The organism is Paraburkholderia sabiae, from assembly GCF_030412785.1.
Taxonomy (GTDB): domain Bacteria; phylum Pseudomonadota; class Gammaproteobacteria; order Burkholderiales; family Burkholderiaceae; genus Paraburkholderia; species Paraburkholderia sabiae.
Genome location: NZ_CP125295.1, coordinates 4,499,784 through 4,522,987, shown reverse-complemented (window position 1 = coordinate 4,522,987; position 23,204 = coordinate 4,499,784). Strand labels below are relative to the sequence as shown.

The window sequence follows — 23,204 nt, the reverse complement described above, 5'->3', positions numbered from 1 at the left end:
CCGTGCCGACGCGGCCTGGTTCACGCGGAGACAACCTTGAGTCAACAGATGGATCTGATCGTCGCGCGTCCCGAAGGCCTGTACTGTCCGCAAGGCGATTTCCATATCGACCCATGGCAACCCGTCGAGCGAGCGGTCATCACGCACGCGCATGCCGATCATGCACGCTTCGGGCATCGCCGTTATCTGGCCGCCGAACCCGGCGCGCTCGTGCTGCAATCGCGGCTGCCGGGCATCGAGTTGCAGACGCTCGCATATGGCGAGCGCATTTCGATCAACGGCGTCGACGTGTCGCTTCATCCGGCGGGACATGTGCTCGGTTCGGCGCAAGTGCGCGTCGAATATCGCGGCGAAGTGTGGGTCGCGTCGGGCGACTACAAGCTCGACCCCGATCCGACCTGCGCGCCGTTCGAGCCCGTGCGCTGCCATACGTTCATCACCGAATCGACTTTCGGTCTGCCCATCTATCGCTGGGATGCGCCGCAAACGGTGTTCGACGGCATCGACAGCTGGTGGCGTCATAACGCGGCGACGAATCGCGCGTCGGTGCTGTTCTGCTATTCGTTCGGCAAGGCGCAGCACATCCTCGCGGGCATCGATGCGGGCATCGGTCCCATCTTCTGTCACGGTGCCGTCGAGCCGCTGAATCGTGCGTATCGTGCGGCGGGTGTCGCGCTGCCGCCCGTGCGGCTCGTCAGCGAGATTCCCGCGAAAAGCAAGGAAGTCTTCAGACAGGCACTCGTGATCGCACCGCCGTCCGCGCAAGGCAGCACGTGGCTGCGGCGCTTCGGCGACTACAGTGACGCGTTCGCGTCGGGCTGGATGCGCTTGCGCGGCACGCGCCGGCGACGCGGCGTCGATCGCGGCTTCGTGCTGTCCGATCACGCGGACTGGCCGGGCCTGCAAACGGCCATCGCGGCGACGGGCGCGCAGCGCGTGATCGTCACGCATGGACAGGTCGAACCGATGGTGCGCTGGTTGCACGAACAGGGCCTCGAAGCAGGCGCCTTCGCCACCGAATACGGCGACGATGCGATCGAAGCGGACGCGGCAGCGGGCAACGAAGCAGCCGCGCCCGAAGCATCATGAAGCGCTTCGCCACGCTCTACACGGCGCTCGACGCAACCACGTCGACGCGCGACAAGCTCGACGCGCTGATCACCTACTTCCATGCCGCGCCACCCGAAGACGCCGCGTGGGCGTCGTATTTTCTGGCGGGCGGGAAGCCGCGCCAGTCAGTGCCGACGCGTTTGCTCACGGAGATCGCGCGCACCCGCGCCGGCTTGCCCGAGTGGCTGTTCGAAGAGTCGTATCAGGCCGTCGGCGATCTCGCGGAGACTATCGCGCACGTGTTGCCGCCCGCCGCGCGCACGTCGGAGCTGGGGCTCACACAGTGGATCGAAGAACGCATCCTGACGCTGCGCGGCGCATCACCGGAAACGCTGCGCGAACGTCTCATTGCGTACTGGGACGAACTCGACTGGAGCGGCCGGTTTCTATTGACGAAGCTGATCGGCGGCGGCTTTCGCGTGGGTGTCGCGCGGCAACTCGTCGTGCGCGCACTCGCCGAGGCCGCGGGCGTCGATCACAAGCTGATCGCGCAGCGCATGGTCGGCTGGACCGATTCGAGCCAGCCGCCCGATGCCGCGCGCTATCTGCGCCTCATCGCGCCCGCGCCTTCCGCCGATACGCAAGACGACGAAGCCGCGCGCATCCGTCACGAAAGCGAACTCGGCTTGCCCTATCCGTTCTTTCTCGCGCATCCGTTGCAAGCCGATCCGTCGACACTCGGCGATCCGTCGTCGTGGTTCGCCGAATGGAAGTGGGACGGCATACGCGCGCAGGTCGTGAAACGCGATGGCCGCGTGTGGGTGTGGTCGCGTGGCGAAGATCTCATCACGGACCGCTTTCCCGAAGTCGTCGCGCTGGGCGAAGCGCTGCCTGACGGCTATGTGCTCGACGGCGAGATTCTCGCGTGGGAACCCAACGCGCTCGCACCGCTGCCGTTCGCGCGATTGCAACCGCGCATCACGCGCAAGTCGCTGACGAAGCGCGTGCTCGCAGAATCGCCTGCCACGTTTCTCGCCTACGATCTGCTCGAAGCAAACGGCGACGATCTGCGCATGCAGCCGCTGCAGGAACGGCGCGCGCGACTCGATACGCTCGGCGCGCAGCTCGCCGATACGCTCGCCAAAGATCTGCTGCGCGTGTCGCCGCTCGTCGATGCAAGCGACTGGAACGCGCTTGCCGCGTTGCGCGACGAAAGCCGTGCACGCGGCGTCGAAGGATTGATGCTGAAGGAGCGTGCGTCGATGTACGGCGTCGGGCGCACCAAGGCGGCGGGCACGTGGTGGAAATGGAAGATCGATCCGTATGCGATCGATGCCGTGCTGATCTACGCGCAGCGCGGACACGGCAGGCGTGCGAGTCTCTACACAGACTTCACCTTCGCCGTGTGGGACGAAGCGGACGGCGTGCGCACGCTCGTGCCCTTCGCGAAGGCCTATTCGGGCCTCACGGACGAAGAGATGCGCGAGGTCGATGCGATCGTGCGCAAGACGACCGTTGAAAAGTTCGGCCCCGTGCGCAGCGTGACGCCGACGCTCGTGTTCGAGATCGGTTTCGAAGGCATTCAGGCGAGTCCGCGCCACAAATCAGGCGTGGCCGTGCGCTTTCCGCGCATGCTGCGCTGGCGCACCGACAAGCATATCGACGACGCCGACACGCTGGTCACACTGAAGGGTTTTATCGACGAACGCGCACGCTGACGTTACCTTCTCTGTGCATCCTAGCCAATGATGTCAAAATACGGGTTTGAGCATTTCCCGACCGAGGCAAACACATGGCTGGAGTTCGTCAGTTCGATGAAGACGACGCCTTCGCGCACGCACTCGACGTGTTCTGGCGCAAGGGCTTTCGCGCCACGTCGATGCTGGATCTCGCCGAAGCGACGGGCGTTCAGCGCGGCTCGCTGTACAACGCGTACGGCGACAAGGAAGAAATCTTCATGCGCGTGTTCGACCGCTACGCGCAACGCTTCATCGGCGATGCACGCAAAGCGCTCGACAAACCCGATCTGCATGACGCGCTGACGTCGTTCTTCACGTTCGCGATCCGTTCGATCACGCAAGGCACGCCGACGCGCGGTTGTCTGTCGACGAAAACGGCCGTCGAAATCGATCCCGAATCGCCGCGTTTGCGCGAGGCTTTGCAAAGCATGCTCGATATGCTCGAAGCAGTTGTGCTCGCGGTACTCGAGACGAAAGAAGCGCGCGCGCAATTGACCGTGCCGCCGCAACAGGCTGCGAATCTGATCGTCACGACGACGCGCGGTATCGCGGTGATGGAGCGCGTGTACGGCGATCCGAAGAAACTGAAACAGACGGCGTTTGCGCTCGTCGATGCGCTGGTGCGCAAGCACTGATCCGCGTATCAATCGATCCGCGTCGCGCGGAACGCATACGTGACATACGGCACGGTCACGACATCGCACGAGGCAAGCGACGGCTCCGATGCAATCAGCGCGCGCACGTCGCGTTCGATTTCCGCCCATTGTTCGGGCGGCAACGCGAGAATGAAGCTCGTCGAGTGAACCCGCGTCACGATCACATCTTCGGCGGAGCCCGTGTGTCCATGCGGCATGTGCCGCTCTTCCAGCGCACTGAAACCATCGGCGGGAAAGGCGTTTCGCCATTCGCCCGTGTGGTAGCGCGGCGCATCGCCTTCGCGCGCATTGACGATGGCGTCGAGTTGCGCAACCCACGGCACGCGCGCATCGCGCACGTTCCACACGAGACCGAGATGCCCACCGGGTTTCAGCACGCGGCGAATTTCCGCAAGCGATTCGCGCGACGCGAACCAGTGAAACGACTGCGCGCAGAGCACGGCATCGACGGCTGCATCGTCGAGCGGCAAACGCTGCGCTGTGCCCTCGCGCACATCGACCTGCGGCAACGCGGCGGCCAGCTTCTCGCGCATCTGCGCAACGGGTTCGACGGCGATCACCTGCGCGCCCGTTTCGACGAGGCGCGGTGTGAACTTGCCCGTGCCCGCGCCGAGATCGACGGCGATCTTGCCCGGCCCGAGCGCCAGTTCATCCTTCAGCCAGGCGGCCAGTTCCGGCGGATAGTCGGGGCGACCTTTCGCGTAGGTGTCGGCACCCTTCGTATAGCCTTCGGACGCGGCGTGGTGGACATGGGGCGTGTCGTGGGTCATGGCAGCGCTCTGTTGGGTCGAAGTCGCTCATTGTGAACGATCCCAGATGACGCAGTGCCGCATCGCGTGAAGAACGGGCATCGCTCTTGCAAGACTGTCACGCGCGCAAGCGCAGCGCGATAATCGTAGTCACACGTCAGCGCATCCAGAGCGCATGGAGATCGGCGATGCAAGGCAGCCAGCTCACCGTGTTCGCGGCCACCACGGGCCCACGCAAGCACCATCAGACAACCGTCGGCTGGATCCTCGAAGAAGCGCGCCAGGCGGGCATTCAGGGAGCCACGGTGGTCGAGGTCAGCGAATGCGTCGACGTGCACGGCAAATATCACGCGGCGCGTTTCGTCGAACTCGCCGATCAGCCCGTCGCCATCACGCTCGCAGGAGAAAGCGCGCGCGTCGATGCACTGCTCGAGCGTCTGCGACTAGGCAACGTGCCGCTTTTCTACACGCGCTGCGCAGTCGAATACGAGGTGCTCGGCAGCGGCGTTCCGTGAAAGCGCGTAATCTGGTTCAGGTCTGCACGCACACACTGATCGACACGCGCACCCGTTGCGCTGCAACGCGAATCCGGCGACAGGAGAAACGCGATGAAAACAGAGCCAAGACTCTTGCATGATGTCGGGCTGTTCGATGCGGTGTTCGCTTGCATTCAGGACAAAGACCCCTCGTTGCGCGCCGGCGCGATGTTCGGCTGCCCTGCCGCCTTCGTCGGTTCGCAGCTCGTGTTCTGTGTGTACGGCAGCGGCATCGGCATCAAGCTGCCCGCGGAACGCGCGGCGATGCTGGTCGATGCAGGCCGCGCGTTCGCCTTTCAGCCCTATGGCCGCTCCGCGATGCCCGAATGGGTCGAGATACGCATTCCACGCGAACGCGTCGGCGAAATCGCTCCGGTGCTGATCGAAGCAGTCGATTACGCGCAGCATCATGCGACGCATGCGGGCGGCAAACCACCGTCTGCTTCTGCGACTTCGACTTCGCACGCGCGCCGATGAGCCTTGCGATGAACGGCTGTCAATTGACCTTCTTCACCGAGCGCAGCCGCAAGCACGGTCATCAAACCGTGTGCGAATGGCTGCTGCACGAAGCGCGTGCGCTCGGAATTCGCGGCGCGACGGTCGTCAGTTGCGCGCAGGGCGTCGGTCATGAAGGCGCGCATCACGCAGCGCATGCGCTGTCGCTCAGCGACCAGCCGCAGCAGATCATTCTCGCCACGACGGACGACGAAGCGGATCGCCTGCTCGACATCGTGCGCGCGGCGAACGTGCACGTGTTCTTCACGCGCATGCCCGTGGAGTTCGGCTGGATCGGCGACGATGCAGCCGCTACTCCGCCGAAGCACCACGGCCTGTTCAAACGCCACTCGAGCTAGCCGGGCACGAAACGCTGCGCGATTCGCAGCGCCGCTGCACGCGATCGCTTATCCTGCCCGTTCACTTCGACGACGAGGAACTCCATGTCGACATTATTCGACCTGAATGGCCGCACGGCGCTCGTCACGGGCTCGACGCGCGGCATCGGTCTCGCGCTCGCGGAAGGACTCGCGCAGGCGGGCGCGCGCGTGATCCTGAACGGCACGCGTGCAGAAGCCGTCGAGCACGCCGTCGCCGCGCTCAATGCGCGCTTGCCCGAGTTGCTGCGCGCAAGCGGCCGCGCGAATGGCCGCACGATCGATCGCGCGCTCGGCGTCGCCTTCGATGTCACCGACGAAGCCGCCGTCAGCGCCGCTTTCGCCGGCTGGGATCGCGAAGGAATACACGTCGACATTCTCGTCAACAACGCGGGCATCCAGTTCCGGCAGCCGCTCGTCGATCTGCAACTCGCGGACTGGCGCCGCGTGATCGATACGAATCTCACGGCGGCGTTCATCGTCGGGCGCGAGGCGGCGCGGCGGATGATTGCGCGCGGCGCGGGCGGCAAGATCATCAACATCGGCTCGCTGACGAGCGAAGCGGCACGCGCGACGGTCGGCGCGTACACGGCGGCGAAAGGCGGCATCAAGATGTTGACGCGCGCGATGAGCGCCGAGTGGGCCGCGCACGACATTCAGGCGAACGCGATCGGTCCCGGCTACATTCTCACCGACATGAATGCGCCGCTCGTCGCCGACGAATCGTTCGATACATGGGTGAAAAACAGCAATCCCGCGCGACGCTGGGGCAAGCCGGAAGAACTGGTCGGCACGGCGGTGTATCTGGCGTCGGCGGCATCGAGCTATGTGAACGGGCAGATCATTTACGTCGACGGCGGGTGGCTTGCCGTGCTGTAAGCGCTGCACGTTGCCGCTGTTGTCACGACCTGTTGTCACTACAACGTCATGGCGTTTAGCGCACGGGCTATGCAATAATCAACGTTCACTTACATCGCTCGCCGCCCGTGCTGCTTGCCATCAAGGCTTTTATCGCTCCCGTCATCGTCGCCTGCGCGATGTTCATGGAGAGCGTCGATGCGAACGTCATCGTCACTGCGCTGCCCGAAATGGCGCGCGCCTTCGGCCGGGATCCCGTCACGCTGAAAATCGCCGTCACCAGTTACGTGCTGGGGCTCGGCGTGTTCATTCCCGTTTGCGGATGGCTGGCTGACCGATTCGGCGCGCGCTCGGTGTTTCGCACGGCGATCGGCATTTTCGTGGTTGGCTCGCTGCTGTGCGCGGCGTCGACATCGCTTGCCACGTTCACCGTCGCGCGCTTCATACAGGGCGTCGGCGGCGCGATGATGGTGCCCGTCGGACGGATCATCATTTTCCGCGTCGTGGAGCGCTCGGAGTACGTGCGCGCGATGAACTACCTGAGCGTTCCCGCGATGCTCGGCCCTGCGGCGGGACCGCTGCTCGGCGGCTTCATCACGACATATCTGCACTGGCGGCTGATTTTCTTCATCAACATCCCCGTCGGCATTCTCGGCATCTGGCTCACGAACAAGTACATCAAGAACACGCGCGAGCCGCATCCCGGTCCGCTCGACTGGCTGGGATTCATTCTGTCGGCGGGCGGCGCGTCGCTGTTTCTGCTGGGGCTGTCGCTCACCGACGGCGAGCTGGTGAGCGTCACGACGGCGACTGTGATGACGCTGGTCGGTGCCGTGATGCTTGGCATTTATGTGCTCTATGCGCGGCGCGCCGAGCGTCCGTTGCTCGATTTGCGGTTCTTCCGCGTGCCGACGTTTCAGGCGAGCGTGCTGGGCGGCTCGCTGTTTCGGATCGGCCTGGGCGCCGTGCCGTTTCTGCTGCCGCTCGTGCTGCAGGAAGGGCTTGGCATGAGCGCCTTCGAATCGGGGCTGATTACGTGCGCATCGGCATTCGGCGGCATGTTCATGCGGACGATGGCCGCGACCGTGTTGCGCCGCTGGGGCTTTCGCACGGTGCTGATGTACAACGCCGCTTATTCCGGCATTGCCATTGCCGCGTGCGGCGGGTTCTTTCCAGGCACGCCGACCTGGCTGATCTGGGTGATCGTGTTGCTCGGCGGGTTCTTTCCTGCTTTGCAATTCACAAGTCTCAACTCGATGACTTACGCCGAGATCGAAAGCCGTGACGTGGGCCGCGCGACGAGCCTCGGTAGTGTCGTGCAGCAGATTTCTCTCGGGCTTGGTGTGACCGTTGCCGGTATTGTGCTGTCCATTACGCGGGCGTTGCATGGGCATGCCGCTCTGCAGTGGTCGGATTTCTGGCCCGCGTTTGTGGTTGTCGGGTTGTGTTCGGTTGCTTCTATTCCTGTTACCAGGAGGCTGGCGGCTGATGCTGGGGATGAGATAGTGCGCGGTAAGCGGGAGGTGACGACTAAGGCGTCGTAGTTGGTGTTTGGTGTTTGGTGTTTGGTGTTGCTGTTGTTGCGCTGGCATCCGCGTTTTGCTTTCTGTGCTTCATGCGTTGCCCCTGTGCGGGGCGGCACCTACTTTTCTTTGCAGCGGCAAAGAAAAGTAGGCAAAAGAAAGCCGCTTTTGAACCTCCAGTGCCCGCCAGGTTCGCACTACGGCATGCCGCAGTTGACCTGTCGCGCAGTGACTTCCGCACTCTGTAGAAAGCCCGCAGTCAACCGCGCACGGCGCGAAAACCCCGCGCACAGTCTGGAGCACATACCGCCGCAATCAGACCGACGGCAAAGCCAAAAAAACGTGCCGACCGAATGTGCCCCGGGTGGATGTCATCTTTCGCGCCGCGCGCGCCTGACTGCGGGCTTTCTACGGAGTGTTTGCGTCACTGCGCGACAGCGCAAAGAACGTGCGCCGTGGCGTTATCCTGGCAGGCACCGGAGGTTTGAAGCGGCTTTCTTTTGCCTACTTTTCTTTGCAGCGGCAAAGAAAAGTAGGTGCCGCCCCGCACAGGGGCAACGCGTGAAGTACGGATACGAATTCGCGGATGCCAGCCAAAAACCAAAAGCAAAAACCAAAACACCAAAACCCACGCACACCCCTGCTGCGCAAAAACCTTAGGCATAACGCTTGCACCGATATAATTCCCCGATTCATTTGCGGTTCCGCACACGCGAACGTCGACCCATCGACGAAGGAGACTTATGAGGAAGCTAGCCGTTACCCTGTCCGTTCCGCTGTTTCTCGCCGCCTGCGCGCAATATCAGGCGTCGCACAACCCCGATGCCGGCGATCCGATGAAGGACAACATGACGAGTCGCCCCGTCAGCGACGTCATCCAGTGCATGACGCAAGCCGCGGCAAAGCACGACAACCCCGTCAAGACCACGCCGATTCCGCAAGGCCAGATGCTCGACTTCGGCGAATCCAACATCGTCAAGGTCCGCGCCGACAACGGCGGCACGACGTTCCGCTACTACGCTGGCAAACGCAATACGTCCAATCTGTGGATCGAAGGCGCTAGCAAGGAATGCGCGCCCTGAGCGCGAACGGCGTAACTGGGTGTAACAACTTTTACGCGCCCGCAAGGCCGTCGCGCGGATGGTTTAAGAATCGTTTAAGTCTTGCCCGTCAGCATTCGTCTTTGACACTGACCCGCGTTCTGCTCAAGGTGCCAAGGATGGATTACTACAAAGACCGCAACGACTTGACTCAGCGCATCGCAGCCGGCTCACCGGCCGCATCCGCGCAGGCCGCCGCCACGAAGGCAGCGCCGAAGAAGACGAACATTTTGCGCCGGCTCCTGAGCCCGCATGAACTCGCGACGCTGCTGCTCCTGCTGCATGCGCCGATGGCCGCGTTCGCCAAACCAGAAATTCCGACGCTCCAGGAAGCTGGCCTCGTCGAAACCGTCGCCACGGATGCCGGCGAATCGCACATTCGTCTGACGCCCGAAGGCAACGCCATTCTGCGCGGACTCGGCGTCAAATAAGCCGATGCAGTCTCACGCCTGCCAGACCGCGTAGCCTGCTTCGCGCAACCCGATCGCCAGTTCGACCTCCATGTCGCGCGCACCGTCGTAAGGCATCGGATTGAATACGTCGTACAGTTCCGGCATCAGCCGTAAACCGAAGTCCCGCACATAGCGATTCGACTGGATGCCCGCCTTGTGCCGGTCGAAGCGCAGATCCGGGTCCAGTCCCGTCATCCCCACATACACGCACGGACGTTCGAACCGATAATCGGGATTCGCGCGACGAAAGCGCGCCTCGTTCCAGACGGTATCGTCGAGCGCAACCACGTACACGTAGTAGCGAAGCTTTTGACGGCGCACGGGCATCGTTCGCTGACTGATCGGCCCATTAACCGCGCGACGTGCCGTGCAACAGCATCCGGTATTCAGTCGGCGTCACACCGACGGTTGCCTTGAACTGCCGCGTGAACGCGCTGTGATCCGTGTAGCCGCACAGCGCGGCGACGTCCGTGACCTTGTCGTGCGACACGAGCAAGGCCGTCGCCGCATCGAGCCGTGTCTTCAGCAGCACCTGACGCGGCGTCAGATGAAACACCTTGTGGAAGTATCGTTCGAGCTGCGCCACCGACATATCGGCCATCGCGGCAAGCTGCTTCAGATTGAGCGGCTGCACGTAGTTCTCTTGCAGATACTGGACGACCGTCGCGAGCCGGCTGTACGCCGGGTGACTGCTTTCGTCGGCGCGCAGATCGCGCGAAATACCCGCCAGCCCGACGACGCGCCCCTCCGAATCGCGCAAAGGCTGCTTGCAGGTCAGGCACCAGCCGGGCTGCCGGCCCGGATACAGGTGCAGTTCCAGCTGATCGACCATCTGGCTGCCGACATGGATCACGGCTTTGTCCTGCGCCGTGTAGATGCGGCCGAAGCGGCTCGGGAACACGTCCTCGGCCGTCTTGCCCAGCAGTTTCTCCTTCTCCTTGAATCCGCAACGCGACACGAGCGTGCGATTGACGAGCGCATAGCGCGCCTGCGCATCCTTCACGAAGAACACGATGTCGGGCATCGCGTCGAAGACGGGTTCCAGCAGCGCGAAATGCGAGAGCATGCCGGCCAGCGCAGCATCGCCCGAATCGAGCCCAACTGGCGCATCGAGCGCAGAAGCGAACGTGTTCATCGTGCGAATTCCATGCATGGACGGCGAGGACGTGAAGATGGCCGCGGCAGGCACGCGCGGGGCTGATCGATTATAGGGCGGCGCGCTTTGGGGAAGAAAATCGTGAGCGCCTGCATTGGATGCGCGCGTCAATCGGCCAGCATCGGTCAATCGGCGTTGTCTTCTGTCTGCGCAGCGAGCATCAGCGTGCCGATCTGCGAAGGATGAATGGGCGGACGAACCTGCGTCACGTCCCAACCAAACCACGTCTGCGCCGCGCCGCCGCAGATGCGCCCCTGACACGCGCCCATGCCGCAGCGCGTATGCAGCTTCGCATCGCGCCAGTTGCGCTGCGCGCGCACCTCGCCAACCGACACGTCTTCGCAGCGGCACAGCAGCGTATCGTCGGCGGGCAGTTGCCTGACTCCGTCGCGCAACGTGAAGGCCGTATCGACGCGCGCCGCGAATCGCTGCCAGCGCGCGCGTTCGCGCTTCAACCCATCCTCGGGTTCGACGCCGATCGCGCCGAAACCTGCAATCCGTCCTTCCACGCGTGCCCGCTCCATTCCGCCGATGCCCGTACACTCGCCCGCCGCAAACACATCGGCGACGGACGTGCGCTGCGCATCGTCGACGGCGATCGCACCGTCGTCGCGCGTCGCGCAACCGAGCGCGCGGGCAAGCGTCGTATTCGGCACCAGACCGTAACCGCACGCGATGCGGTCGCAATCGATAGTCTCGCTGCGTCCGCCTTCGCGTTCGACGATCACGCGTTCGACGCGTCCATCGCCCTGCGCCGCGCGCACCACGCTCGACGTCAGATAGCGAAAGCCCGTCAAGCCGCGCGTCAGTTGCGCTGCTTGCACGAGCTTTGCGGGCGTCGCCGCGAGCGAGAGGCCGAAGCGCATCACCGACGCGAGCGTCGCCTGTTCGACGACGGCCACCACGCGCGCGCCCGCCGCACGCGCGGTCGCGAGCGACGCGAACAGCAACGGCCCGCTGCCCGCGATCACGATGCGTTCGCCGCGCACGGGCACGCCGCCCTTGATCAGCGCCTGCAGGCCGCCCGCGCCCGTCACGCCGGGCAGCGTCCAGCCGGTGAAGGGCAACAGCCGCTCGCGCGCGCCCGTCGCGAGAATCAGGCGGTCGTAGCCGATGCACGCGCCGCCGTATTCCGTCGATTCGATAAGCAACCGGCGTCCGTCGAGCGGCGCGACGATGCGCGCGGCGCACGTCAGCGTCACGTTGCCCTTCGCGGCGATGCCGTGCAGCAGCGCGCTCAGTGCATCGGATGGCGGATGCGCCGGCCCGTTGCGCCACACCTGACCGCCCGCGCGCGGATTGTCGTCGAGCACGGCAACGCGCGCGCCCGCCTGCGCGGCTTCACGCGCAGCGGCAAGACCTGCCGGTCCCGCGCCCACGACGACGATATCGAAGTGCTGATCGTTCATCGCGGCCTCGTGGTTTGCACGTTCTGGCCGTCGCGGCACAAGGTCTGACACGCGAGCACATGCGCGCGTCCATCGACGGTGACGCGGCATTCCTGGCACACGCCCATGCCGCACAGCGGCGCGCGCGGCTCGCCGCTCACGGAAGTGCGCGTGCCCGATGCGCTCGCGCCGCAGATTGCCAGCGCGGCGGCGATGGTCGCGCCTTTTTCGACCTCGATAGATTCGCCGTCGATCGTCAGACGAACGTGTGAAAGAAGCGCATCACGCATGGCACGCTCCGAATTCGAAACGCGCGGGCAAAAACGGATCGGCGGCAATCGCGGCTGCCGTCTGCGTGATCTGCGCGGCGAGCAACTGCGCGGTGCCGAGCGATGTCGTCACGCCAAGCCCTTCGTGACCGACGGCGAGCCACACGCCCGGCGCGGCATCGCCGGCGGGGCCGATCAGCGGCATGCCATCGGGCGACGCCGCGCGAAAACCCGTCCAGGCGCGGATACCGTTGAGCGTCGGCAGTGCGGGCAGATAGCGCGCCGCGCGTTGCAGCATGCGGGCGAGCACGGGCATGTCGACGGCGGCGTCCGTCGTATCGAACTGACGCGACGAGCCGATCAGCAATTGTCCCGTGGGCCGCGGCTGCGCGTTGAACGCGACGGAGGTGCCCGTCGCGTGATGCGCGCTCTTGATGTAGCCGAGTTCGAGCAGTTGATGACGAATGAAGTCCGGATAACGGTCGGTGATCAGCAAGTGGCCTTTTTTCGGCTGCAAGGGCAAGCCTCGCACAAGTTCGCGCGCCTGCAATCCGTTCGCGACGACGACATGCGCGCCGCCGATCCGCTCGCCATTCGCCAGCGTGACCTGATGAGCACCGACATTCGCGACAGGCGCATCCAGCCGCACGTCGATGCGCGCAGCGCCCGGCGACTGCGTGAGCAGCCATTGCGCAGCGGACGGCGCATACACGATGCTGTCGTGTTCGATGCGCAATCCGCCCGCCATGCCCGGCGCGAGCGACGGCTCGCAGTCGTACAGCGCACGCTCGTCGAGCATTTCCGCCGCGATGCCCTGTGCAGCGTAGGCCGCGTGCATGGCGCGCGCGGCGTCGAGTTCTTCGGCATCGGCGGCAACCCACAGCGTGCCGCAGCGCGAGAACGCGTCGCGCGTTCGCAACTGCGGCGCGAGTTCGAGCCACAAGTCGCACGAATAACGGCTCAACGCGAATTCCGCAGGCGTGTCGTTCATCACGACGATATGTCCCATGCCCGCCGCCGTCGCGCCGCCACCGATGCCGCGCGCGTCGAGCACCGTCACGTTCAGCCCGCGCGCCGCGAGTTCCGCCGCGCACGCCGCGCCGACGATGCCCGCGCCGACGATCACGACATCGGCCGTCATGCCCGCCGTCATACCGTTCTGATGCCCCACGCGAACGGATCGCGCTCGTCGAAGCACAGGCGGCTTTCGGCCATGATGTGCGCGTAACCGGTGATGGTCGGAATGACGGTAGCAACGCCCTCGTGCGTGCCGCCTTCCACGTAGCTCGCCTCGAACACGCTGCCGATGATGCTCTCCTGGCGCCACACCTTGCCCGCCGCGAGCTTGCCGTCGGCGGCGAGGCACGCGACCTTCGCGCTCGTGCCCGTGCCGCACGGCGAGCGGTCGTATGCGTTGCCGGGACACAGCACGAAGCTGCGGCTGTCGAGGCCTTCACGCGAGCCCGGGCCGAACAGTTCGATGTGATCGATCAGCGCGCCGTTCGTGCCTGTGATCCCGGCCGCGATCAGCGCGTCGCGGATCGCCGAACTGAACTGCGTGAGTTCGGCGATGTTCGATGCGTCCAGTGAGCGTCCATGTCCGGACACGAGGAAGAACCAGTTGCCGCCCCACGCGATATCGCCCGTCAGCGCGCCGAAGCCCGGCACGTCGACCGTCACGTCCTTGCGATGGCGGTACGCGGGCACGTTGCGCACCGACACGCTGTGGTCGTCGTTCAGCGTCGCCTCGACGATGCCGACGGGCGTATCGATCAGATGCCGCCCCGGACCGATGCGCCCCATGTGTGCCAGCGACACGACGAGCCCGATCGTCCCGTGTCCGCACATGCCCAGATAGCCGACATTGTTGAAGAAGATCACGCCCGCCGCGCATTCCTTGCGATCCGGCTCGCACAGCAGCGCGCCGACGACCACATCGGAGCCGCGCGGCTCGGTGACGACGCCCGCGCGCCAGTCGTCGAAGCGCGTGCGAAACACGTCGAGCCGTTGTGCGAGCGTGCCGCCGCCGAGTTCGGGGCCGCCTGACACGACGAGGCGGGTAGGTTCACCGCCCGTGTGCGAATCGATCACGTTCAAGGTTTTCATGCTGCTCATGGTAGGAACGCGGCGTCGCAGAGTCTTGAAGCGGCTGCGCGTGGATTGTGACGATTTCGGCATAACATCACGATTGCCTTCGGAGTTCACAGGCTGATGCGCGACGTGCAGTTTGTCTCTTGGCAGAAGCGCTTCGTGTCGGGCGAGACCGCGTCATCGTTTCGGCTATCTTGTTGCGTCATGCGCTGCACAAAACACGCATCGAACACCGAAAGCACCGTAAATCAGGGATTCCCCTCGCACAACCGCTATGCCGAAATCGTCACGCAGAACGCGCGATTCACGCAAGACACACGAATATTCCCTGCTTACACTGCACTCGACTCATCACTTTCAGGAGAGCAGTCGTGGCGCATATCTGGGAAGGCGTATTGCCCGCAGTCACCACCAAGTTCAACGCGGATTTCAGCATAGATCGCGCGGCGACGGCCAAAAATATCGACGCGCAGATCGAGGCGGGCGTCGATGGGATCATCGTGTGCGGCTCGCTCGGCGAAGCGTCCACGCTGTCGCTCGATGAAAAGCTGCAGGTGCTCGACATCGCCGTCGAAGCCTCGCGCGGCCGCGTTCCCGTGCTGCTGACGATCGCCGAAAACAGCACGCTCGACGGCTGCCGTCAGGCCGAAGCAGGCGCAAAACGCGGCGCCGCGGGCTACATGGTGCTGCCGGGCCTGCGCTATCTGTCGGACCGGCGCGAGACGCTGAACCACTTCCGCATGGTCGCCGACGCGAGCCCGCTGCCGCTGATGATCTACAACAATCCGCTCGCGTACGGCGTCGACATGACGCCCGAGATGTTCGCCGAAATCGCCGACGAGAAGAAGATCGTCGCGATCAAGGAGTCGTGCGGCGACGTGCGGCGCGTGACGGATCTGATCAACGAAGTCGGCGACCGCTACGCGGTTCTGTGCGGCGTCGACAATCTGGCGATGGAAGCGATTCTGATGGGCGCGCACGGCTGGGTCGCGGGACTCGTCTGCGCGTTCCCGCATGAGACCGTCGCGATCTACAAGCTGCTGAAGGCGGGACGACTCGAAGAAGCGCGCGCGATCTATCGCTGGTTCGCGCCTCTGCTCGCGCTCGATGTGTCGGCGAAGCTCGTGCAGAACATCAAGCTGGCGGAAGCGATCGTCGGGCTGGGCACGGAGCCGGTGCGTCCGCCGCGTCTGCCGCTCGTCGGCGACGAACGCAAGGCTGTCGAAGCACTGATTCGTCGCTCGATCGAAACGCGGCCGGAACTGCCGAAGCTTTGATTCGCTGAAAACGGGAAGCTGAAAAAGAAAGCGGCGGCCGAAGCCGCCGCGAAAACCACTCACATTGCGTGAGCGCTGCAATCAGGCCGCCTCAGCATGCGGCACGACGACTTCCTCATTCGTGCGCAAATGCAACAGCCGATATCCGCTCTTATAAACCGGCTGCAAACGGAAGTCGTTGTGCGGCTCGATCTGCAGCAGCAGACGCAGGCGCGACACATGGCTGTCGATCGTGCGCGTCACTTCGCGGAACTCGCGGCCCCACACCATCGCGAAGATGTGATCGCGCGACAGCACGCGGCCGATATTCGAAAAGAACAGCGACGCCAGCCGGTACTGCGTGCCCGACAACTGCACGGGCGCGCCGCGCAGCGTGACGAGTTGACGGCGGGTATCGAAGTGATACGGCCCGACGTCGAAGCTGTCCTTGCCGTAACGCTCCGGATACGCCCGGCGCAGCAGCGCGCAGAGCCGCTCGCGGAATTCGGCATGGCGCGCGGGCAGTGTGACGTAGTCGTCGGCGCCCAGTACGAACGCGCGCACAGCGCTCTCTTCCGAGTCATCCGCCGACGCGAATATCACCGGCATCCGCTCGCCGCCGACGGAACGCACGGCCTTGAGCACGTCGGTGCCCGACAGACGCAGCGCGTGCCAGTCGAGCACGAGCAGATCGACCGTTGAGCGGGCGAGCACCTTGGAGAGCGTCAGGCCGTCGTCGTATAGAGCGCAACTGTGGCCAGCCTGAACGATGATTTTTTCCAGCAACTTCCCTTGGATGGGGTCGCGTTGAAGAATGGCGATACGCATCATGGGTCCCCCCGACAATTGATCCAGGATCGCGATTCTGTTCAGGCTGTATCGTTAAGCCCATAAGACTTGTCTGAATTTGCAAAGATTCTGCGACACTTTCGATCGCGTAAAATGCCGGGTTGGCCAAAAATCGTCAGCACGCCGCCCTATCCGGGCCGGCGTGCCGTGTCCCGTGCCCTACCCCGCACTGCCGCACTTCCCGCCTGACGAAGCCGTACTCCGCGCGCAACGCGCGGCTTTTCTATTCATATAAGACAGGCAATGCAAGCAACAGAACTGGGTAGACCACACGCCGGAGAGATCGCGCACGCGCGCCCTCTGACTTTCAACGACTACAAGACGCTCAGCCTCGCCGCGCTCGGCGGCGCGCTCGAGTTCTACGACTTCATCATCTTCGTGTTCTTCGCGCCCGCGATCGGACAGCTGTTTTTCCCGCAATCGATTCCCGACTGGCTGCGCCAACTGCAGACCTTCGGCATCTTCGCGGCGGGTTATCTCGCGCGGCCGCTGGGCGGCATCATCATGGCGCACTTCGGCGACCTGCTCGGGCGCAAGCGCATGTTCACGCTGAGCGTGCTGCTGATGTCGCTGCCCACGCTGCTGATGGGCGTGCTGCCCACCTACGCGAGCATCGGCATCATGGCGCCCGTTCTGCTGCTCCTGTTCCGCGTGATGCAGGGCGCGGCCGTCGGCGGCGAAGTGCCGGGCGCGTGGGTGTTCGTTTCCGAGCACGTGCCGCAGCGCCACGTCGGCTATGCATGCGGCACGCTGACGGCGGGTCTCACGGCGGGCATCCTGCTGGGTTCGCTGGTGGCGTCGGCGGTGAATCGCCATTTCGCTCCCGCCGATATCACCGATTTCGCGTGGCGCATTCCGTTCCTGCTCGGCGGCGTGTTCGGCTTGTTTTCGGTCTATTTGCGCCGCTGGCTGCATGAGACGCCCGTGTTCGCCGAAATGAAGCAGCGCAAGTCGCTGGCCGCGGAAATCCCGCTGAAGGCCGTGCTGCGCGATCACGGCCGCGCCGTGATCGTGTCGATGCTGCTCACGTGGATGCTGTCGGCCGCGATCGTCGTCGTGATCCTGATGACGCCGACGCTGCTGCAAAAGCAGTTTCACATCGCGCCCGCAACAGCGCTGTTCGCCAACAGCATCGCGACGCTGTTCCTGACCATCGGCTGCGTGCTGGCGGGTTCGCTCGCGGGCCGCTTCGGTGCGGGCCGCACGATCTTCGTCGGCTGCCTCGGGCTCGGCATCGCGTACTACGTGCTATTCCAGCAACTCGCCGTCGACAGCACGATGCTCGTGCCGCTCTACGCAGTCGCGGGCCTGTTCGTCGGCGTGATCGGCGCGATTCCGTTCGTGATGGTCAACGCGTTCCCGCCCGTCGTGCGCTTTTCGGGCATTTCGTTCTCGTACAACGTCGCGTATGCGGTGTTCGGCGGCCTCACGCCGATCGTCGTTTCGCTGATGCTGAAGTCGAACCCGATGGCGTCCGCGCTGTACGTCGGCGCGCTGTGCGTGGTCGGCGCTTTGACGGCGTGCTGCGTGAAGAACAAAGCGGCACAGCAGTAAGGCTCTTGCAGCGGCGTGCGCGGCACGCCGCTTGCACTCTTCCGGACCGCACGTCACATCGACGTTTCAAAACGGTCCGAAACGTCGCATGGCAGGCTCGCCCTATCATCGACGCATGAATACCTCTCCTGCACCCCGTTTCACGCCGACGCTCGCGCGCATCGTCGCGACGGTCAGCGTCGGCTTCGTCGTCACGCAACTCGACGTGACCATCGTCAATATTGCGCTCGCGAAGATCGGCGCGGACCTGCACGCGAACGTCACGGGCCTGCAATGGATCGTCGACGCCTACACGCTGGCGTTCGCCGTGCTGATGCTGTCGGCGGGCGTACTCGGCGACCGCTTCGGCGCGCGGCGGATGTTCGCTTGCGGGATCGGGCTGTTCGCCGCGGCGTCGCTCGCATGCGGGCTAGCGTCCGATGCCGCGCTGCTCGTCGCCGCGCGCGCCGTGCAAGGCGTGGGCGCGGCGGCGATGCTGCCGAATTCGCTCGCGCTGCTCAACGAAGCGTGCGGCCACGATCCGAAGCTGCGCGCCCGCGCGGTCGGCCTGTGGACGGCAGCGGGCGCGATTGCGATTGCGGCGGGCCCGGTGATCGGCGGACTGCTGATCGCCGCGTTCGGCTGGCGCGCGATCTTCCTCGTCAATCTGCCGATCTGCGCGCTCGGGCTGGCGGCAACGTTCGCGTGGGTGCCGGCATCGGCCGCCTCTGCCCAAGACTCGCAGAATGACGCAAAAGCCGCGCGCGGCATCGATCCCGTCGGCCAGCTGCTCGCGATCGTCGCGCTGACGGCCTTCACGGCCGCCGTGATCGAATGGCGGCCGCTCGGGCTCATGCATCCGCTCGTCGGCGGCAGCCTCGTGCTTGCGATGCTGGCGACGGCGGCGTTCATCGTCACCGAGCGGCGCGTCCACACGCCGATGCTGCCGCTCGCGTTCTTCGGCAATCGCACGTTCAGCGCGGCCGTGCTGTTCGGCATCTGCGTGAATCTCACCTACTACGGCGTCGTGTTCGTGCTGAGCCTGTATCTGCAGCATGCGCGCGGCGAAACGGCACTGCAGGCCGGACTCGCGTTTCTGCCGCTGACGGGCGGGTTTCTGGTGTCGAACGTCGCGAGCGGCTGGGTGGTCGGCCGTTTCGGCGCGCGCGTGCCGATGATCGCGGGCGCGATCACGGCCGCGCTCGGCTACGGTCTGCTGCATTTCGTCGATGCCGCGTCGCCGCTGTGGGCGCTGCTCGTGCCGTTTCTGCTGATTCCGTCCGGCATGGGCCTCGCCGTTCCCGCCATGACGACCGCGGTGCTCGCATCCGTCGACAAACAGCGCGCGGGCACCGCGTCGGCTGTGCTCAACACGGCGCGGCAGGCGGGCGGCGCGGTCGGTGTCGCGGCGTTCGGCGCGCTCGCGAGCGCGGCGGGCGCGGCGCACGTGGTGGCGGGGCTGAAGTCGTCGACCTTGATTTCGTCGGGCATCCTGCTATGCGCGCTCGGACTTGCCTGTCTCGTGCATCCCGAGGCGCACGCCCACGACGCGTCGAACAGGCGCACACGCGACGGGCGCACACGGCCCGCAAGCGCCAGCGAATGACGCACGCCTGAAACACACACGAAGCCACAAAAGCACAACACCCACGATGCGCGCGGCATCGTGGGTGTCATCGTGTGAAAACGGCGTGCAAAAACGGCAGCAGGTATTACAGCGACGTCTCCTGAATGACGCCCGTATCGAGCGCCTTTTCGATGAGCCCATCGCTCTGCACCTTGCGGATCGCATCGGCGACGAGCTTTTCCGGCTCTTCGATTTCCGCCTTGATCGAGCTGATCAATCCGGCTGCGTCGAGGATTACCAGCGTTTCAGCCGAATCCGCGCGGCTGATGATCACGCGATGCGGCACCGGCCCTTCGCCGATGCTCGCGCAGAACTGCATGACCGTGCCGTTGATCGTTTGGTCAAAAGCTTGAATCATCGCGTGCTCCTTTTAGTCGAATTTGGCTTGCCCAGATGCTGCGCGTGAAATGCTGCACGAATGATGCCCGCTCCTGCCGCGGTCTGCATGACGAGGGACATAGCGCATTGCGTATTCGCACGCCGCTGTACGCGCAACGATCACAGGCTGCTGCCGAGTCCGCCGCGTGGCGCGCGTGCGCCGTCGATGCTAATGCGTCCCGCGCCCGTCACGAACAGCAGCAGGAAGCCGCCCGCGATGCCGATGTTTTTCCAGAAATGGATGATCATGTCGCGCTGGAGGGCGGCATCGGTGATGTTCCAGAAGTCGTGTCCGAGCACGGCCGTTGCGATCGTGTAAGCGGCCATGAACAGCCCGAGGGGACGAATCTTGAAGCCAACTACGAGAAAAATGCCGCCGAGCACCTCGACGGCCGTGGCGATCGGCGCGGCAACCTGCACGAACGGCACGCCCTTCGATTGCAAATATCCGACGAAGCCCGCGTAGCCGAGCAGCTTCATCACGCCGCCCCACAGAAAAAGCACGGCAAGCGCGAGGCGGGCAAGAAGGATTACGCCGGAATCGACGGGACGCGTCATGGATGTGGCTCCTGATTTGAATTAAGCAGAAGACCGGGCCGCACGTCATCAGTTCCCGGGCGCTGAAGTCAGAATAAGTGGAATGTCCCGCTTTTCCAAGGCGATCGATTGAGCAAATTCATCGACAGGCTGCCGTTCGGGCTTGTTATAATCTTCTCAGGAAATCGAACAAAATCTAACGCGCCACGTCTTTGCTCAACATCGCGTTAAAGAGACCATTCCATGCTCAAAACTGAACGTCTGCGCGTGCTCGCCGATGCGCTGGCCAAACAGAACGTGATGCGCCTGCGCGATGCGGCGACGCTGCTGGGTGTATAGGAGATGACGGTGCGCCGCGACATTGCGGCGAGTCCGGGGCATTTCACGTATCTGGGCGGGTATATCGTCAGCGCGACGGATGTGCCGAACACGGCCGGCTATTCGCTGGAAGAGGAAAAGGATCATTTCGCTCAGGCCAAGGCGGAGGCATCGGCGGTGGCGGCGAAACTGATCGGCAACAACGAGACGTTGTTCATCGATTGCGGTACGACGCTCACTACGCTCGCTCGTCTTCTGCCTAACGATCTGCATGTGACCGTGGTGTGTTATTCGCTGAATGTCGCGGAGATTTTGCGGCGCAAGCCTAATGTGCGGATGATTCTGCTCGGCGGTGTGTATGTGCCTTCTTCTGACTCGTTTTCAGGTGAAGAGAGCATTGAGGTTTTGCGGCGCATGGGGATCAATAAGGCTTTTATTTCCGCAGGCGGAGTGGATGACGCGCGAGGCGTCACTTGCTGGAATTTTCATGAAGTTGCGTTGAAGCAGGCGGCTATGGCTAGCGCCGTCGAGAGTCATCTTGTTGTTGATAGCAGCAAGTTTGGTGTTGTTAAGGCTGTGCGGTTTTCTAAAGTCGAAGACTTCACTTCTATCATTACTGAGAAAGGACAGCAGGTGTCCCGGAAGAAGTGATTTTTTTGTCTGCGACGCTAGGCGCCATTCCTGTTTTTCGCTTTTGAATTTTGGCTGGCATCCGCGATTTCTTTTTGGTCTGCTAGCGTCGCCCCTGTGCGGGGCAGCACCTACTTTTCTTTGCAGCGGCAAAGAAAAGTAGGCAAAAGAAAGCCGCTTTTGTACCTCCGGTGCCGGTCAGGGCAGCGACGCGGCACGCCGCAGTTGAGCTATCGCGCTGCGACGTCCGCACTCTGTAGAAAGCCCGCAGTCAACCGCGCACAGCGCGAAAACCCCGCACACAGTCTGGAGCACATAACGCCGCAATCAACTGACGGCAAATGCGAGAAAACGTGCTGACCGAATGTGCTCCAGGTGGATGTCATTTTTCGCACCGCGCGCGTCTGACTGCGGGCTTTCTACGGAGTGTTGGCGTCGCTGCGCGACAGCTCAAAGAACGTGTTCCGAGGCGTTATCCTGGCAGGCACCGGAGGTTTGAAGCGGCTTTCTTTTGCCTACTTTTCTTTGCCGCTGCAAAGAAAAGTAGGTGCCGCCCCGCACAGGGGCAACGCATGAAGCACCGATACGAATTCGCGGATGCCAGCCAAAAGCAAAACCAAAATGTCGACTAGCGTCGCAGACAAAAAACCTACGCTTTGCGTTGCAAAGCAAACAACGTCCCAGCAACAAGAATAAACGCACCGATAATAACTTTCTGCCAGGTACTAGGCACCCCAACGAGAATAAGCACGCTATTAATGAGCGTAACGAGCACGACACCGAGCAAAGTCCCAGCAACAGTACCGGTGCCACCGGTAATCCGGGCCCCGCCCAAAATAACAGCAGCAATAACATCAAGCTCCGTCCCAACAAGATCAAACGGATTAGCAAGCCGGTTATTCGACACATGCAGAATGCCTGCAATCCCAGCCAGCATCCCGGTATAACCAAAAACAAAAAGATGAATAGCGCGAAGGTTATACCCAAGCCGCTCGGCAATCGCGAGACTACCGCCCATGGCATATACACCGCGCCCCATCATCGTGCGATTCAACAGCCACCAGGTGACAACAGCAGCAAGCACCAGAGCAAGAACCGAAGCCGGCAACACCGCCCGCAGCCCATCCGCCGTGTGATAGAAGAACAGCGGAATACGGCCAAAATGATCCATGCTATGCGGAATGTTCATGAAGAACGTCGTACCGACGAACGTCAACAGCACACCGCGATACAGATACTGCGTGCCGATCGTCACGATCAGCGAAGGCGCCTTCAGCCGATGCACGAGCAATCCATTGATCACGCCGAGCACGATCCCGCCCAACGCACCGACCACGAGAATCAGCGCAAACGGCGCATCCGGCCACCAGGCAAACACGGCCTTGGTAATCGCATACATCGTCAGCGCGCCGAGCGCGAACAACGACATCGTCGTCGCCGAATGCAACAGATCGAATAGCGTCGCAAGCTGGAAGAAGCGCGGATTGATCGCGCCGACGATCACGCACATCACGACGATCAGCGCCGCGGTGAACCACTCCGGGTTACGCGAGAGCTTCGCGCGCCACGTGGGCGGCTTCACTTCGGGTGGGATTTCGACGACGTTGGGGGTAGTCACGGTCTGGTTCATGATAGAC

The 23,204-nt window shown here is 63.6% G+C and carries 24 protein-coding genes and 1 pseudogene; 14 read left to right on the top strand and 11 right to left on the bottom strand.

The window, feature by feature from the left end:
* Positions 1–48 precede the first annotated feature (48 nt).
* The 3 genes from QEN71_RS20345 (at position 49) to QEN71_RS20335 (ending at position 3,424) form a co-directional block, all read left to right on the top strand.
* Entirely contained in the window at positions 49–1,089 is a 1,041-nt protein-coding gene (locus QEN71_RS20345; RefSeq protein WP_407675473.1) for a ligase-associated DNA damage response exonuclease, read from the top strand.
* Positions 1,086–2,768: an ATP-dependent DNA ligase gene (locus QEN71_RS20340; RefSeq protein ID WP_201650310.1), complete on the top strand. Its 1,683-nt coding sequence runs from the start codon at positions 1,086–1,088 to the stop codon at positions 2,766–2,768. The genes QEN71_RS20345 and QEN71_RS20340 overlap by 4 nt, the downstream gene beginning before the upstream one ends.
* Before the next feature lie 74 nt (positions 2,769–2,842).
* Entirely contained in the window at positions 2,843–3,424 is a 582-nt protein-coding gene (locus QEN71_RS20335; RefSeq protein ID WP_201650311.1) for a TetR/AcrR family transcriptional regulator, read from the top strand.
* 8 nt (positions 3,425–3,432) lie between these two features.
* Here QEN71_RS20335 and QEN71_RS20330 read toward each other — a convergent pair whose 3' ends face one another.
* Positions 3,433–4,215 carry a class I SAM-dependent methyltransferase gene (locus QEN71_RS20330; RefSeq protein WP_201650312.1) on the bottom strand — a complete coding sequence of 261 codons (783 nt, stop codon included), beginning with the start codon at positions 4,213–4,215 and terminating at the stop codon, positions 3,433–3,435.
* Between the two features lie 167 nt (positions 4,216–4,382).
* On the opposite strand from QEN71_RS20330, the gene QEN71_RS20325 reads away from it, so the two are divergent.
* The 7 genes from QEN71_RS20325 to QEN71_RS20295 all read left to right on the top strand — a co-directional run bounded on the left by QEN71_RS20325 (position 4,383) and on the right by QEN71_RS20295 (position 9,514).
* Positions 4,383–4,709, top strand: coding sequence for a DUF190 domain-containing protein (locus QEN71_RS20325; protein ID WP_201650313.1), 327 nt, complete (start codon positions 4,383–4,385; stop codon positions 4,707–4,709).
* Positions 4,710–4,802: 93 nt separating this feature from the next.
* Entirely contained in the window at positions 4,803–5,207 is a 405-nt protein-coding gene (locus QEN71_RS20320) for a hypothetical protein (RefSeq protein ID WP_201650314.1), read from the top strand.
* An 8-nt stretch (positions 5,208–5,215) separates the two neighbouring features.
* The gene (locus QEN71_RS20315; protein ID WP_201650315.1) at positions 5,216–5,584 is read left to right on the top strand and encodes a DUF190 domain-containing protein; all 369 of its coding nucleotides are present in this window, start codon (positions 5,216–5,218) and stop codon (positions 5,582–5,584) included.
* A gap of 84 nt (positions 5,585–5,668) precedes the next feature.
* The gene (locus tag QEN71_RS20310) at positions 5,669–6,481 is read left to right on the top strand and encodes an SDR family oxidoreductase (protein ID WP_201650316.1); all 813 of its coding nucleotides are present in this window, start codon (positions 5,669–5,671) and stop codon (positions 6,479–6,481) included.
* A 107-nt stretch (positions 6,482–6,588) separates the two neighbouring features.
* On the top strand, positions 6,589–8,004 hold the full coding sequence (locus QEN71_RS20305) for an MFS transporter (RefSeq protein WP_201650317.1): 1,416 nt from the start codon (positions 6,589–6,591) through the stop codon (positions 8,002–8,004).
* A gap of 722 nt (positions 8,005–8,726) precedes the next feature.
* Positions 8,727–9,065 (top strand): hypothetical protein, encoded by a 339-nt coding sequence (locus QEN71_RS20300; RefSeq protein ID WP_201650318.1) that lies wholly within the window; start codon positions 8,727–8,729, stop codon positions 9,063–9,065.
* 137 nt (positions 9,066–9,202) lie between these two features.
* The gene (locus QEN71_RS20295; RefSeq protein WP_223962370.1) at positions 9,203–9,514 is read left to right on the top strand and encodes a hypothetical protein; all 312 of its coding nucleotides are present in this window, start codon (positions 9,203–9,205) and stop codon (positions 9,512–9,514) included.
* A 12-nt stretch (positions 9,515–9,526) separates the two neighbouring features.
* Here QEN71_RS20295 and QEN71_RS20290 read toward each other — a convergent pair whose 3' ends face one another.
* The 6 genes from QEN71_RS20290 to QEN71_RS20265 all read right to left on the bottom strand — a co-directional run bounded on the left by QEN71_RS20290 (position 9,527) and on the right by QEN71_RS20265 (position 14,463).
* Positions 9,527–9,862 carry a hypothetical protein gene (locus QEN71_RS20290; RefSeq protein WP_201650319.1) on the bottom strand — a complete coding sequence of 112 codons (336 nt, stop codon included), beginning with the start codon at positions 9,860–9,862 and terminating at the stop codon, positions 9,527–9,529.
* Between the two features lie 22 nt (positions 9,863–9,884).
* A complete protein-coding gene (locus QEN71_RS20285) occupies positions 9,885–10,670 on the bottom strand; it encodes an AraC family transcriptional regulator (protein ID WP_201650320.1) in 786 nt (261 codons plus the stop codon).
* A 146-nt stretch (positions 10,671–10,816) separates the two neighbouring features.
* Positions 10,817–12,100 carry an FAD-dependent oxidoreductase gene (locus QEN71_RS20280; protein ID WP_201650321.1) on the bottom strand — a complete coding sequence of 428 codons (1,284 nt, stop codon included), beginning with the start codon at positions 12,098–12,100 and terminating at the stop codon, positions 10,817–10,819.
* Positions 12,097–12,369, bottom strand: coding sequence for a (2Fe-2S)-binding protein (locus tag QEN71_RS20275; protein ID WP_201650322.1), 273 nt, complete (start codon positions 12,367–12,369; stop codon positions 12,097–12,099). The genes QEN71_RS20280 and QEN71_RS20275 overlap by 4 nt, the downstream gene beginning before the upstream one ends.
* Positions 12,362–13,489 carry an NAD(P)/FAD-dependent oxidoreductase gene (locus QEN71_RS20270; RefSeq protein WP_201650584.1) on the bottom strand — a complete coding sequence of 376 codons (1,128 nt, stop codon included), beginning with the start codon at positions 13,487–13,489 and terminating at the stop codon, positions 12,362–12,364. Before QEN71_RS20270 ends, QEN71_RS20275 begins: the two co-directional genes overlap by 8 nt.
* Positions 13,490–13,497: 8 nt before the next feature.
* Complete coding sequence (locus QEN71_RS20265) at positions 13,498–14,463, bottom strand: 4-hydroxyproline epimerase (protein WP_201650323.1); 966 nt, start codon at positions 14,461–14,463, stop codon at positions 13,498–13,500.
* Between the two features lie 347 nt (positions 14,464–14,810).
* On the opposite strand from QEN71_RS20265, the gene QEN71_RS20260 reads away from it, so the two are divergent.
* On the top strand, positions 14,811–15,716 hold the full coding sequence (locus QEN71_RS20260) for a dihydrodipicolinate synthase family protein (RefSeq protein ID WP_201650324.1): 906 nt from the start codon (positions 14,811–14,813) through the stop codon (positions 15,714–15,716).
* A gap of 81 nt (positions 15,717–15,797) precedes the next feature.
* Here the strand turns inward: QEN71_RS20260 and QEN71_RS20255 are convergent, their stop codons facing one another.
* On the bottom strand, positions 15,798–16,523 hold the full coding sequence (locus QEN71_RS20255; protein ID WP_201650585.1) for a response regulator transcription factor: 726 nt from the start codon (positions 16,521–16,523) through the stop codon (positions 15,798–15,800).
* A gap of 264 nt (positions 16,524–16,787) precedes the next feature.
* Here QEN71_RS20255 and QEN71_RS20250 point away from each other — a divergent pair, with 264 nt between their 5' ends.
* Complete coding sequence (locus tag QEN71_RS20250; RefSeq protein WP_201650325.1) at positions 16,788–18,098, top strand: MFS transporter; 1,311 nt, start codon at positions 16,788–16,790, stop codon at positions 18,096–18,098.
* 88 nt (positions 18,099–18,186) lie between these two features.
* Positions 18,187–19,683 (top strand): MFS transporter, encoded by a 1,497-nt coding sequence (locus tag QEN71_RS20245; protein WP_201650326.1) that lies wholly within the window; start codon positions 18,187–18,189, stop codon positions 19,681–19,683.
* Between the two features lie 106 nt (positions 19,684–19,789).
* On the opposite strand, the gene QEN71_RS20240 is transcribed toward QEN71_RS20245, so the two are convergent.
* Both QEN71_RS20240 and QEN71_RS20235 read right to left on the bottom strand, forming a co-directional pair.
* Positions 19,790–20,062 (bottom strand): hypothetical protein, encoded by a 273-nt coding sequence (locus QEN71_RS20240; RefSeq protein ID WP_201650327.1) that lies wholly within the window; start codon positions 20,060–20,062, stop codon positions 19,790–19,792.
* Positions 20,063–20,202: 140 nt separating this feature from the next.
* Positions 20,203–20,640 carry a DoxX family protein gene (locus QEN71_RS20235; protein WP_201650328.1) on the bottom strand — a complete coding sequence of 146 codons (438 nt, stop codon included), beginning with the start codon at positions 20,638–20,640 and terminating at the stop codon, positions 20,203–20,205.
* A 222-nt stretch (positions 20,641–20,862) separates the two neighbouring features.
* On the opposite strand from QEN71_RS20235, the pseudogene QEN71_RS20230 reads away from it, so the two are divergent.
* Positions 20,863–21,588, top strand: a pseudogene (locus QEN71_RS20230) (DeoR family transcriptional regulator).
* A gap of 628 nt (positions 21,589–22,216) precedes the next feature.
* On the opposite strand, the gene QEN71_RS20225 reads toward QEN71_RS20230, so the two are convergent.
* On the bottom strand, positions 22,217–23,197 hold the full coding sequence (locus QEN71_RS20225; protein ID WP_233471790.1) for an ABC transporter permease: 981 nt from the start codon (positions 23,195–23,197) through the stop codon (positions 22,217–22,219).
* Positions 23,198–23,204 lie beyond the last annotated feature (7 nt).

Coding starts and splice junctions, on each gene's coding strand:
- QEN71_RS20275 (WP_201650322.1), bottom strand. CDS start 12,369: ATGCGTGATGCGCTTCTTTCACACGTTCGTCTGACGATCGACGGCGAA.
- QEN71_RS20340 (WP_201650310.1), top strand. CDS start 1,086: ATGAAGCGCTTCGCCACGCTCTACACGGCGCTCGACGCAACCACGTCG.
- QEN71_RS20280 (WP_201650321.1), bottom strand. CDS start 12,100: ATGAACGATCAGCACTTCGATATCGTCGTCGTGGGCGCGGGACCGGCA.
- QEN71_RS20255 (WP_201650585.1), bottom strand. CDS start 16,523: ATGCGTATCGCCATTCTTCAACGCGACCCCATCCAAGGGAAGTTGCTG.
- QEN71_RS20330 (WP_201650312.1), bottom strand. CDS start 4,215: ATGACCCACGACACGCCCCATGTCCACCACGCCGCGTCCGAAGGCTAT.
- QEN71_RS20315 (WP_201650315.1), top strand. CDS start 5,216: ATGAACGGCTGTCAATTGACCTTCTTCACCGAGCGCAGCCGCAAGCAC.
- QEN71_RS20250 (WP_201650325.1), top strand. CDS start 16,788: ATGCAAGCAACAGAACTGGGTAGACCACACGCCGGAGAGATCGCGCAC.
- QEN71_RS20300 (WP_201650318.1), top strand. CDS start 8,727: ATGAGGAAGCTAGCCGTTACCCTGTCCGTTCCGCTGTTTCTCGCCGCC.
- QEN71_RS20320 (WP_201650314.1), top strand. CDS start 4,803: ATGAAAACAGAGCCAAGACTCTTGCATGATGTCGGGCTGTTCGATGCG.
- QEN71_RS20335 (WP_201650311.1), top strand. CDS start 2,843: ATGGCTGGAGTTCGTCAGTTCGATGAAGACGACGCCTTCGCGCACGCA.
- QEN71_RS20310 (WP_201650316.1), top strand. CDS start 5,669: ATGTCGACATTATTCGACCTGAATGGCCGCACGGCGCTCGTCACGGGC.
- QEN71_RS20245 (WP_201650326.1), top strand. CDS start 18,187: ATGGCAGGCTCGCCCTATCATCGACGCATGAATACCTCTCCTGCACCC.
- QEN71_RS20325 (WP_201650313.1), top strand. CDS start 4,383: ATGCAAGGCAGCCAGCTCACCGTGTTCGCGGCCACCACGGGCCCACGC.
- QEN71_RS20265 (WP_201650323.1), bottom strand. CDS start 14,463: ATGAGCAGCATGAAAACCTTGAACGTGATCGATTCGCACACGGGCGGT.
- QEN71_RS20295 (WP_223962370.1), top strand. CDS start 9,203: ATGGATTACTACAAAGACCGCAACGACTTGACTCAGCGCATCGCAGCC.
- QEN71_RS20285 (WP_201650320.1), bottom strand. CDS start 10,670: ATGAACACGTTCGCTTCTGCGCTCGATGCGCCAGTTGGGCTCGATTCG.
- QEN71_RS20345 (WP_407675473.1), top strand. CDS start 49: ATGGATCTGATCGTCGCGCGTCCCGAAGGCCTGTACTGTCCGCAAGGC.
- QEN71_RS20290 (WP_201650319.1), bottom strand. CDS start 9,862: ATGCCCGTGCGCCGTCAAAAGCTTCGCTACTACGTGTACGTGGTTGCG.
- QEN71_RS20225 (WP_233471790.1), bottom strand. CDS start 23,197: ATGAACCAGACCGTGACTACCCCCAACGTCGTCGAAATCCCACCCGAA.
- QEN71_RS20235 (WP_201650328.1), bottom strand. CDS start 20,640: ATGACGCGTCCCGTCGATTCCGGCGTAATCCTTCTTGCCCGCCTCGCG.
- QEN71_RS20270 (WP_201650584.1), bottom strand. CDS start 13,489: ATGACGGCCGATGTCGTGATCGTCGGCGCGGGCATCGTCGGCGCGGCG.
- QEN71_RS20240 (WP_201650327.1), bottom strand. CDS start 20,062: ATGATTCAAGCTTTTGACCAAACGATCAACGGCACGGTCATGCAGTTC.